We start from the raw sequence: 10,904 nt of genomic DNA on the forward strand, positions 1-10,904 counted from the left end.
GGTTGCTGGCGCGAGCTGAAGCCCTACGAAAGTGAAGACGATGCCTCCGCCACACCTGCCCGCAATCGGCTAAGCACCTGACCCTATCTCTGCAAAGCAAAACCGGGCCACAGGGGCCCGGTCGTGTGTCGCGATTGGCGCGTCACGCCACCTGCATCAACTTGGCATAGGCCTTCAGGTGATGATCATCGTCCCCAAACTGGTGGGCGATCATCACCAGGCGCTTGGCGTGGTGGGCGAGGTTGTATTCCCAGGTCATGCCGATTCCGCCGTGCAGCTGGATCGCCTCTTCAGCCACCTTTCGCGCGGCGCGGGCGCAGATGTATTTGGCGGCGGCGATGATGCGGCGGCGGTCGTCGTTGTCTTCGCCGTCGGCGAAGGTCGCGGCGAGGATCGCCATGCTGGTGGCCTGCTCCAGCTCGGTCTGCATGTCCACCATGCGGTGCTGCAGCACCTGGAACTTGCCGATCGGTACGCCGAATTGCTTGCGCGTCTTCAGGTAATCCAGGGTCAGCTTGCAGGCTTCGTCCATGCTGCCCAGCGCATCGGCGCACTGCGCGGCGATGGCGCGGCCCTGCTGATAACGCAGCGCGGGCAGCGCATTACCAATCTCGCCAAGCACGGCGTCAGCACCGACCTGCACGTTGTCGAGGAACAGCTCGCAGCCCTTGCGCCCGTCGATGGTCGGGTAGACGCGGCGACTGATGCCTTGAGCATTCGGATCGACCAGGAACAGGCTGATGCCGGCTTCGTCGCGACTGTCGCCAGCGGTGCGCGCGGAGACGATGATCTGCCCGGCGCTGTGTCCACCGATGACAACTGCCTTGCGTCCGGACAGGCGATACCCGCCGTCGACCGCCTCAGCCTTGGTCTGCACATCGTTGAGGTTGTAGTGGCTCTGCGGCTCGTCGAGCGCCACCGCCAGTTGCAGCGAACCGGCCGCCACCTGCGGCAGCAGCTCCTCCTTCTGCGCGTCACTGCCCAAATGGGTGAGCAGTCCGCCACCGAAGATCACCGATTGCAGGTAAGGTTCGAGCGTCAGCCCGCGGCCCAGCTCGGTCATCACCAGCATGGTTTCCACGCCGCCGCCGCCAAAGCCGCCAATCTCTTCGGAGAACGGCACGGCGGTCAGGCCCAGCTCACCCAGCTGCCCCCAGAACTCGGACGAGAAGCCCAGTTCCGACTCGCTGAATTTCTCGCGCTGCTCGAACGGGTAGGCGTCGCGCACCAGGCGCGCCGCGGTGTCTTGCAGCATTTGCTGCTCTTCAGTCAGTTTGAAGTCCATTGCGGTGCCCCCTTACAGCTCGAGAATCATCTTCGAGACGATGTTCTTCTGGATTTCGTTGGAGCCGCCGAAGATCGACAGCTTGCGCATGTTGAAGTAGTCGCCGGCCAGCGACGCGCTGTAGTCGGCGTGCAGGAGCTCGCCGTCGTAGTCCAGCTGCATTTCCTCTTCGAGGAACGGCAACGCGTAAGGGCCGATGACCTTGCGCAACAGGTGAGTGATCGCCTGGCGAATCTCGGTGCCCTTGACCTTGAGAATCGAGGACTCGGCACCGGGCACGCCGCCTTCCTTCGCCGCGGCGAGGATGCGCAGGGTGCTCATCTCGATGGCCATCAGCTGCATTTCCACTTCCGCGACCTGGGCGCGGAACAGCGGGTCTTCGAGCATCGGCTTGCCGTCGCAGACTTCCTTCATCGCGATGCGCTTCAGATGCGCCAACACCGCCTTGGACGAGCCGATGCCGGCCAGGCCCGTACGCTCGTGGGTCAGCAGATACTTGGCGCATGTCCAGCCCTGGTTTTCCTCGCCGACGAGGTTTTCCACCGGCACGCGGACGTTGTCGAAGAAGACTTCGTTGACCTCGTGGTCGCCGTCCAGAGTGATGATCGGCCGCACGCTGATGCCCGGGCTCTTCATGTCGATCAGGAGGAAGCTGATGCCGCGCTGCTGCTGGGCTTCGGGGTCGGTGCGCACCAGACAGAAGATCATGTTGGCGTGCTGGCCGAGGGTGGTCCAGGTCTTCTGGCCGTTGACCACGTAGTGGTCGCCGGCGCGCACGGCGCGGGTCTTCAAGCTCGCCAGGTCAGAGCCGGCACCCGGCTCGGAATAGCCCTGGCACCACCAGTCCTCGCCAGAAAGAATGCGCGGCAGGTAATGGTCGATCTGCTGCTGGGTGCCGAACTTGATGATCACCGGGGCGACCATGTTGACGCCAAAGGGCACGGTACGCGGCGCGCCGAAGGCCGAGCATTCCTCGTCGAAGATGTGCTTCTCAACCGGGCCCCAGGTGGTGCCGCCCAGTTCCACCGGCCAGCCCGGCGCGTACCAGCCGCGCTTGACCAGAATCTGCTGCCAGCGCTCGTGATCCTGCTTGGACATGTGCTTGCCGAGCTTGACCTTGGCGGCGATGTCCGCCGGCAGCTCGCTTTTCAGGAAGGCGCGCACTTCATCGCGAAAGGCGAGCTCTTCGGCCGTGTAGTTGACGTTCATGGGAAAGTCCTCATGCTGCGTTCGGTTTGCAGGCGGGCGGCACTCATTGCCCGGCCTGCCAGTCGGTAAAGGTGCGGCCTTCGGCGGCCAGTTTTTCCAGCAGCGGCGCTGGCTTCCACCAGTCGCCGCAACGTGCGTGCAGTTCCTTGACCCGCGCCAGCACCCAGTCCAGGCCGACGCTGTCGGCATAGAACATCGGGCCACCACGGAAGGCCGGGAAGCCGTAGCCGTTCAGGTAGATGACGTCGATATCGCTGGAACGCTGGGCGATACCCTCTTCGAGAATCTTCGCGCCCTCGTTGACCAGCGCGAAGATGCAGCGCTCGACGATGTACTGCTCGTCGAGCGCCTGGCGCTCGATGCCTTTCTCTTGCGACGCTGCTTCCAGCATAGGCGCAAGGTCGGGGTTCTCCTGCGCGGTGCGGTTGCCCGGTTCGTAGCGGTAGTAGCCGGCGCCGGTCTTCTGCCCGAGCATGCCGGCGGCGCAGAGCTTGTCGGAGACGGTGGGGAAATCCAGGTGAGGCGGCAGGGTTGCGCGTTGGCGCTTGCGGATCGCCTGACCGATGTCGAGACCGGACAGGTCGCGCATGGCGAACGGCCCCATGGCCATGCCGAAGTTGCGCAGCACACCATCGACCTGCTGCGGCGTGGCACCCTCCTCCAAGAGGAACTCCGCCTCGCGGCCGTACTGGAAGACCATGCGGTTGCCGACGAAACCGTCGCAGACGCCGACCACCACCGAGACCTTCTTCAGCTGCTTGCCGATGGCCATGGCGGTGGCAAGCACCTCATTGCTGGTCTTCGCGCCGCGTACCACTTCCAGCAGGCGCATGACATTGGCCGGGCTGAAAAAGTGCAGGCCGACCACGTCTTCCGGCCGTTTGGTGAAGGCGGCGATGGCGTCCAGATCCAGCGATGACGTGTTCGAGGCGAGGATCGCACCGGGCTTGCACACGGCATCCAGCTGTTCGAAGACCTGCTGCTTGACGCCCATTTCCTCGAAGACCGCTTCGACCACTACATCGGCATCGGCCAGCGCGGCGTACTCGGTGACGCCTTCGACCAGCGCCAGGCGCTGCTCCATGGCCTCCTCGGTCAGGCTGCCGCGCTTGACGCTGGCTGCATAGGTGTCGCGGGCACGCTGCAGGCCGCGTTGCAGCGCTTCGTCATTGATTTCCAGCAGCTTCACCGGAACACCGGCATTGGCGAAGCTCAAGGCGATACCGACACCCATGGTGCCGCCGCCGATCACCGCGGCGGTCTTGATCGAGCGAGGTTTCACATCGGATGGCAGATCATTGATCTTGCCAGCCTGGCGTTCTGAGAAGAATGAATGGACCAAGGCACCACGCTGCGGCGAGTTCAGGCACTCGGCGAAGAGTTCGCGCTCACGCTTGAGGCCCTCGGTCAGCGGCAGCTGTGTCGCGGCTTCAACCGCCGCAATGCAGCGCAGCGGCGAGAACAGTCCGGGCATGCGCTTGGCGACTTCTGCGTGCTTGGCGCGGATCAGCGCCTCGTTGTCGGCGCCCTCAATGCCTCTGGTCTGCTCGCCGGTGCGTCGCGGGGCGCGGCCTTCACCGACCATACGACGGGCATAGGCGAGGCCGGCCTCGCGCAGATCACCCTCGAACAGCTCGTCGACGATGTGGTGCTCGACCGCCTCCGCCGCACCGATGGGTGTGCCGCTGACAATCATGTCCAGCGCCTTCTCAACCCCTGCCAGACGCGGCAAGCGCTGGGTACCACCGGCACCGGGTAACAGACCCAGCTTCACTTCGGGCAGGCCGACCTTGGCGTCCTTGCGGGCGATCCGGTAATGACAGCCCAGCGCGACTTCCAGCCCGCCACCGAGCGCGGTGCCATGAATAACGGCGACGCTCGGCTTGCTGCAGCCTTCGATAACCTCGATCACCTCCGGCAGGCTCGGCGCCTGCGGGGGCTTGCCGAACTCCTTGATGTCAGCGCCAGCAATAAAGGTATTGCCCTCGCACACCAGCGCCACGGCGCGGACCTGCTGGTCCGCTTCGGCGCGCTGAAAGGCCTTCAGCAGGCCTTCACGCACCGCCTGGCCGAGGGCGTTGACCGGTGGGTTGTTGACCGTGATCAGCGCGATCTCGCCCTGAATTTCGAGCCGTACGACATCTGTCATGACTGGCCTCCGCTGAGTGAAATGCTGATTGGAATTGTAATTTCACGGAATCATGTTTCGCACAGCAGAATAAAGGAGTCACGTTACGCATGTCGATAGGCCGGCATTGCCCAGCAATCAGGCGGGGCAAAGGCGCGTAATGCGCGTCAGCGCTTGATATTGCCGGCAGCCGGACCGGCGTCGGACAGCACTATCAGTCAGAGGAATGTCGCCGCCAAAGCGGGCGCGGCGGCTTCAGCCGGAAACGGCATGCCGCGGGGCGCGAGCGAGCAGGTCGGGGTCGATACGCAGCAAACGCACCGTCCGCTCGCCGGAAAGGGAGGCGGGCTCGCCGCCTTCCGGCAGATCGATCAGCAGGCGCGTCAGGTTGAGCACCAGCGCTTCGCGGCTGAGTGCGCCGGCGCCCAGGGCGTAGTAGGCCGCGATCACCTGGCGCAACTCCAGCGGCAGCGCCCATTGCGCGCGCAACGCCGAGCCAAAGCCTGCGGCCCGTTCCCGCAGGCAACGCTGAAGACTCGACTCATCCAGCTCGCCGCCACTGTCGAGCCAGTCCTGCAGGCTGCGTAATAGCGCCAGCTCACCGATGTTCCTCAGCAGGCCGGCGCTGAAGCAGAGCTCTCTGTCCAGCTTCAGCTGCCGCGCCAACCAGCTGGCCAGGCGTGCAGTGCGCAGCGCCTGCGCGCCAAGCTGCGCACCCAGTTCGGCCAGACGTGGCTCGATCAGCCGGGCGTTGTGCTGCAGCGCCAGCTCGGTCACCAGCTGGAGACTGCGCGCAGCGCCGAGCCGGCGCTGTGCCTCGCCCAGGCTGAGGCATGGTGCGGCCTGTTGCGTGCCGCTGCTGGCGACGCTGATCAGCCGCGCGGTCACCTGCGGGTCGCGGGCCAACAGCTCTTCGAGCTCGGCGAAATCCTGATCACCGCTCTGCAGACGCTGCAGTGCCACCAGCACCCCCTCCTGCAGCGGCGCGCCGCGGTTATGCGGGCGCATGCGCTCAAGAAAACTGTCCACGCTGTCTGTCGATGCGGGCGTCGTTATCCCTGCACGACCGGCCGAACGCGGCAACAGTTTGTCCAGGCGCTGGCGCAAGTCGTCGAGATCATAGGGTTTGCCCAGGTAGGCGGCGGGTGCCAACGGCAGCACGGTGCGTACGCTGGCGGTATCGGTGCGCGCGCTGATCAGCACGCAGGGCAGGCGCTGGGTCGGACCGTGGCGACGCAGTTCGCGCAGCAGTTGGCGGCCATCAAGGCCATCCAGCTCACCATCGACAATCAACAGGCTGGGCACCTGACGCTTGCACAGTTCCAGCGCGGCATGCCCATCGGCCGCTGGCTGCACGCGCATACCGGGGCGCAGTTCGCGCACCAGCTGACAAAGCTGATCCGCGCGCCAGGGCTCGTTGTAGGCAACCAGAACGAATGAAACTTGGGCGGAGATGCTCACTGCACTGCTCGCTGGAGATGTCACCACAGCCTAGCGACGGTGTAGGTAGATGGCGAAAGATCCTTGAGGGGGTCGCGCCAGTGGGGGCGCGATTCTGCACTGACCTATAGCAAACAGCCAGCCTCGGCCCCTGAGGCCAGCTGTCGCAGGTGGCTCAGATGCCCATGCAGAGATACTTGATCTCTAGGTAATCCTCAATGCCGTACTTCGAGCCCTCGCGGCCGAGACCGGAGGACTTCACGCCGCCGAACGGCGCCACTTCAGTAGAGATCAGCCCGGTATTGATGCCGACCATGCCGTACTCCAGCGCCTCGGCGACGCGGAACACCCGGCCCAGATCGCGCGCGTAGAAGTAGGAGGCCAGGCCGAACTCGGTGTCGTTGGCCTTGGCGATCGCATCGGCCTCGTCCTTGAAGCGGAACAGCGGCGCCAACGGGCCGAAGGTCTCTTCCTTGGCCACCTTGGCGCTGTCCGGCACGTCGACCAGCACGGTCGGTTCGAAATAACTGCCGCCAAGCGCATGGGCCTGGCCGCCCGCCACCAGTCGCGCGCCCTGGGCGACGGCATCCTCGATATGCTCGCGGACCTTGGCGGCAGCGCGATCATCGATCAGCGGGCCGAGATCCGTGCCCTCCTCCAGGCCATTACCGACCCGCAGCCTGGCCACCGCCGCCTGAAACTTCTCGGCGAAGGCGTCATACACGCCATCCTGCACATAGATGCGATTGACGCAGACACAGGTCTGCCCGGCATTGCGATACTTGGACTGCACGGCACCCTTCACCGCCTCGTCCAGATCGGCGTCGTCGAAGACGATGAATGGCGCATTGCCGCCCAGCTCGAGGGACACCTTCTTGATCCCCGGCGCGCACTGCTCCATAAGCTTGGCACCCACTTCGGTGGAGCCGGTGAAGGAAATCTTGCGGACCTTGGGGTTGGCGGTCAGCTCGTTGCCGATGTCGCCGGCCGAGCCGGTGACCACGCTGAGCACGCCCTTGGGAATCCCGGCGCGTTCGGCCAGCTCGACCATCGCCAGTGCCGAGAACGGCGTCTGCGAAGCGGGTTTGATCACCATGGTGCAGCCAGCTGCGAGTGCCGGGCCGGCCTTGCGGGTGATCATTGCTGCCGGGAAATTCCACGGGGTGATCGCCGCGGTCACGCCGATCGGCTGCTTGATGACGATGATGCGTTTGTCTTTCTGATGGCCGGGAATGGTATCGCCGTAGATGCGCTTGGCTTCCTCGGCGAACCACTCGATGAAGGAGGCGGCGTAGGCGATCTCGCCCTTGGCCTCGGCCAGCGGCTTGCCCTGCTCCAGGGTCATCAGGCGGCCAAGGTCGTCCTGGTTCTCCATCAAAAGCTCGAACCAGCGGCGCAGCTTCTGCGAACGCTCCTTGGCGGTCAGATCACGCCAGGCCGGCAACGCACGCTCGGCGGCATCGACGGCGCGACAGGTTTCCGCGGCGCCCATCTTCGGCACCGTGCCAAGCGTTTCGCCGGTGGCCGGGTTGTTCACGCTGATGGTCTGGCCGCTGTCGGCATCGACCCAGGCGCCATCGATATAGGCCTGCTGACGGAACAGAGCGGTGTCTTTGAGTTGCATGGCAGTCTCCTCGGGCATCGTAGCGGCAGGCCCGCTGCGGAAAGTTTGGCTGATACGACGATCATCTGAACCGTCCTTCGCCGCCCGGTTCCTGTCGCCGCATTGCACTGCGAACGGCCATGCTAGGACCGCAGCCACTGGCCCGGCAAGCTCATGACGCATGACGTTGTCGCGCCATTGACCAGCCTGATACATCGCACGGCCTGTCACGCCTTGTTACCCAAACCCTACTACTGGCCGGGGTATAGTTGCGCGCGAGCGGCCTCGGCCGCCGATAACCAAGGATCGATAAGGAGTTACCGTGAAAGCATTGATGACAGGCGCCGTGGCCGCCGCCCTGCTGGCCAGCACTGCCGTCCAGGCGCAGATGAAGCCGGAAGAGATGGTCGAAACCCGCCAGGCCGGCTACCAGTTCATGTCCTGGAACATGGGCAAGATCAAGGCCCAGGTAGTCGATGGCAAGGAGCCCTACGACCAGGCCAAGGTAGCTGCCGCTGCCAATGCCATCGCCGCCATCGCAAACTCCGGCATGGGCAGCCTGTACAGCCCGGACACCACCACCGAACAGCTGGGCAAGACGACTCGCCTGAAGCCTGAGTTCTTCCAGAATCTCGACGAAGCTGGGCGCATCGGTCGCGACTTCACCGCCGCCGCCAACCAGCTCGCCAAGGTCGCAGCGGAAGGCGACCAAGCCGCGATCAAGAAGGCCTTCGGCGATGTCGGCGGCAGCTGCAAGTCCTGCCACGACAAGTTCCGCGCCGACTGACCCGTCGCAGCCAGCCGACACCAACCCGTCGGCTGGCTTACCAGTCCAGGCTCGGTGCGACCGCGGCGGGTTCCGGCTCCAGCCAATCCCCTACCGCTTGCACACCCCATACGCAAGCCGCACCCAGCGCAATCGCCAGCACCGCCGCAAACAGCGAACCACCGCGGGCATCCTGCTGGGTCGGGTGCTCACGCTGCGTTCTTCCTGCAATCATCGCGCGCACCAGCGGACGGCGCATCACCAGCGTGTAATAGATGATGGCCCCGATGTGCATGCCGATCAGCACCAGCAGCAGCCACTTTGCCTGCCGATGCAGGCCGCTCAGCGCGCTGCCGGTTTCGCTGCTGACCAACGTATAAAGCGGGCCCTGGAAGGCGATGTCATCGGTTGCCATCAAGCCGCTGGTCACCTGAAAGCTCACCAGCAGTAGCATGGCCAGCACCGAAAAAGCACCGAGCGGGTTGTGCCCGGCCTCGCGCCAGTTGCCCTGCAGATAATCCTTCACACCGACGGTTGCCGCGAAGATCCGCGACCAGCGTGCGTAGGTCGACCCGACGAAGCCCCACACCAGACGAAATACCAGCAGCCCCAGCACCAGCAGACCGAGCCGGCCATGCCAGGGCATCAGATTGCCGCCCACCCAGCCGGTGACGACGGCTGCGATCACCGTCCCGGCGAACAACCAGTGAAACAGCCGCAGCGGCGCATCCCAGAGTTTGATATGGCCCGACATCTCCATCCCCTCGCCATCCGAACACCCACGGCCCCCGGCCGCGACACGCAAGGGTACCAGCCGGCCCGGTGACAGGCAGCTGCGAAAAAGCCGCACCTGGGCGTATCCGCCCGGCCGCACCAGCATGGACGCCCGTTAACGACATGCGTATGATTGCGCCCCGCAACGCATCCGTAGCTCAGCTGGATAGAGTACTGCCCTCCGAAGGCAGGGGTCGTGGGTTCGAATCCCGCCGGATGCGCCAAATACCTGTTTCTACCTGTCTCCAGCAGTCTACGAAACACCCTGAAAAGCCCGCCCCGTGCGGGCTTTCTTGTTTCTGGCTGTATCTCCCTGTCTACCCCTAGCACTTCCCGCCGTGTATGCCAGCTTGTATGCTGGCCGAAAATTCGAACCGAGGCATACAAGGGATGAAGCGCAGCGATATCAAGCGCCGCCCGCTGGCGGATACCACCCTTGCTGGGCTGGAGCCAGAGCAGACGACCTACAGGGAACATGACGGCCAGGGGCTTTACTTCCGGGTTAAGCCCAACGGCGGGAAGTCATGGGAGCTGAGGTACAAGAAACCTGACGGGAAGTGGTCATGGATCGGCCTAGGGAGCTACCCCACCGTTGGCGGATCGGTAGCCCGTGCCAAGGCTGCTGAGCTGCGGGCGGACGCCAGTGAAGGAAAGAACCCCATCACCACGAAGCAAGCCCGTCAGGCTTCATCCCTGGAGGCCGCTGGGCACACATTCGAGATGCTAGGCCGCGAGTGGATCGAGATTCGCCGGCCCGGCTGGGCCGACAGCACAGCGAAACGAACCATTGGCGCGCTGGAGCTGCATGCCTTCCCGGTGTTCGGCAAGCGCCCCTTTGCCGAGATAACGCCCATCGAGTGGATGGAGTTCCTGCGTGGCATGGAGAAGCTGGGCATTGTCGAGCAGATGGGCCGGGTGCGCCGATCCTGCAAGGAAATCTATGACCTGGCCCGCGTCACAGGCCGCGCAGTGCACAACCCCCTGGACGGACTGAGCCGCTTTCTCCAAACCAAGCCATCCGAGAACTATGCACACGTTTCGGCCAAGGAGCTGCCCGCCCTGCTGCGCTCGATCAGCGCCTATCCACACGCTGATGACCTACGCCACGGCCTGCGCTTACTCATGCTCACCGGCGCCCGCCCAAGCGAACTGAGGGAAGCCACCTGGAGCGAATTCGACCGCGAAGCCGGCCTATGGGTCGTGCCGGCCGAACGCATGAAGAAGCGGAGAACACACACCGTCCCGCTTTCGCGCCAGGCCCTCGAAGCACTCAAGGGCCTGCGTGCCATCACCGGGGCTTATCCATTGCTGTTCCCTGGCCGGAACGACCGCACCAAGCCGCGTAGCAACATGGCCTTCAACATGGCGCTTCGCCGCATGGGTTACGAAGGCCGGCAGACTGCCCACGGCTTCCGCCACATCGCTTCGACCACGCTGCGCGAACACGGCTTCGCCAAGGAGCATGTAGAGGCGCAGCTATCCCATGCGGAGGATGGGGTGGCCGGCGTCTACAACAAGGCCATCTACCTGGAGCAGCGGCGCACCATGATGCAGTGGTATGCCGATTACCTGGATGGCTTGGAGAACGGAACCGTGGTGCAAGGCCAGTTCGGGAAGGCAGTCTGACGATGCTTATCCAACCCACCCGAAAAACCGGTGTTCTTGGTGTTCTTGGTGTTCCTGAATCGCTGAAAGCCAG

Annotated in this window: 8 protein-coding genes and 1 tRNA gene; 3 read left to right on the top strand and 6 right to left on the bottom strand. The window is 64.4% G+C overall.

Annotated features, from left to right (window positions below; genetic code table 11):
- Positions 1 to 142 precede the first annotated feature (142 nt).
- From LO50_RS05780 to gabD, 5 genes are all read right to left on the bottom strand, one after another.
- Positions 143 to 1,285 carry an acyl-CoA dehydrogenase family protein gene (locus tag LO50_RS05780; RefSeq protein ID WP_044314398.1) on the bottom strand — a complete coding sequence of 381 codons (1,143 nt, stop codon included), beginning with the start codon at positions 1,283 to 1,285 and terminating at the stop codon, positions 143 to 145.
- 12 nt (positions 1,286 to 1,297) lie between these two features.
- On the bottom strand, positions 1,298 to 2,494 hold the full coding sequence (locus LO50_RS05785) for an acyl-CoA dehydrogenase family protein (RefSeq protein WP_044314399.1): 1,197 nt from the start codon (positions 2,492 to 2,494) through the stop codon (positions 1,298 to 1,300).
- 43 nt (positions 2,495 to 2,537) lie between these two features.
- Complete coding sequence (locus tag LO50_RS05790; protein WP_044314400.1) at positions 2,538 to 4,643, bottom strand: 3-hydroxyacyl-CoA dehydrogenase NAD-binding domain-containing protein; 2,106 nt, start codon at positions 4,641 to 4,643, stop codon at positions 2,538 to 2,540.
- A gap of 234 nt (positions 4,644 to 4,877) precedes the next feature.
- Complete coding sequence (locus LO50_RS05795; protein WP_023444213.1) at positions 4,878 to 6,083, bottom strand: HDOD domain-containing protein; 1,206 nt, start codon at positions 6,081 to 6,083, stop codon at positions 4,878 to 4,880.
- A gap of 154 nt (positions 6,084 to 6,237) precedes the next feature.
- Positions 6,238 to 7,686 (bottom strand): NADP-dependent succinate-semialdehyde dehydrogenase, encoded by a 1,449-nt coding sequence (gene gabD, locus LO50_RS05800; RefSeq protein ID WP_014822122.1) that lies wholly within the window; start codon positions 7,684 to 7,686, stop codon positions 6,238 to 6,240.
- 313 nt (positions 7,687 to 7,999) lie between these two features.
- Between gabD and LO50_RS05805 the strand changes: the two genes are divergently transcribed.
- Positions 8,000 to 8,452 carry a c-type cytochrome gene (locus LO50_RS05805; protein WP_003282462.1) on the top strand — a complete coding sequence of 151 codons (453 nt, stop codon included), beginning with the start codon at positions 8,000 to 8,002 and terminating at the stop codon, positions 8,450 to 8,452.
- Positions 8,453 to 8,489: 37 nt separating this feature from the next.
- Here LO50_RS05805 and LO50_RS05810 read toward each other — a convergent pair whose 3' ends face one another.
- A complete protein-coding gene (locus LO50_RS05810) occupies positions 8,490 to 9,191 on the bottom strand; it encodes a cytochrome b/b6 domain-containing protein (RefSeq protein ID WP_080902073.1) in 702 nt (233 codons plus the stop codon).
- 161 nt (positions 9,192 to 9,352) lie between these two features.
- On the opposite strand from LO50_RS05810, the gene LO50_RS05815 reads away from it, so the two are divergent.
- Together LO50_RS05815 and LO50_RS05820 are read left to right on the top strand one after the other, a co-directional pair.
- A tRNA-Arg gene (locus LO50_RS05815) sits at positions 9,353 to 9,429 on the top strand.
- Positions 9,430 to 9,595: 166 nt separating this feature from the next.
- Entirely contained in the window at positions 9,596 to 10,831 is a 1,236-nt protein-coding gene (locus LO50_RS05820; RefSeq protein WP_044314401.1) for a tyrosine-type recombinase/integrase, read from the top strand.
- Positions 10,832 to 10,904 lie beyond the last annotated feature (73 nt).

Source organism: Stutzerimonas stutzeri, from assembly GCF_000935215.1.
Lineage (GTDB): Bacteria > Pseudomonadota > Gammaproteobacteria > Pseudomonadales > Pseudomonadaceae > Stutzerimonas.

Coding starts and splice junctions, on each gene's coding strand:
- LO50_RS05780 (WP_044314398.1), bottom strand. CDS start 1,285: ATGGACTTCAAACTGACTGAAGAGCAGCAAATGCTGCAAGACACCGCG.
- LO50_RS05785 (WP_044314399.1), bottom strand. CDS start 2,494: ATGAACGTCAACTACACGGCCGAAGAGCTCGCCTTTCGCGATGAAGTG.
- LO50_RS05790 (WP_044314400.1), bottom strand. CDS start 4,643: ATGACAGATGTCGTACGGCTCGAAATTCAGGGCGAGATCGCGCTGATC.
- gabD (WP_014822122.1), bottom strand. CDS start 7,686: ATGCAACTCAAAGACACCGCTCTGTTCCGTCAGCAGGCCTATATCGAT.
- LO50_RS05805 (WP_003282462.1), top strand. CDS start 8,000: ATGACAGGCGCCGTGGCCGCCGCCCTGCTGGCCAGCACTGCCGTCCAG.
- LO50_RS05810 (WP_080902073.1), bottom strand. CDS start 9,191: ATGGAGATGTCGGGCCATATCAAACTCTGGGATGCGCCGCTGCGGCTG.
- LO50_RS05820 (WP_044314401.1), top strand. CDS start 9,596: ATGAAGCGCAGCGATATCAAGCGCCGCCCGCTGGCGGATACCACCCTT.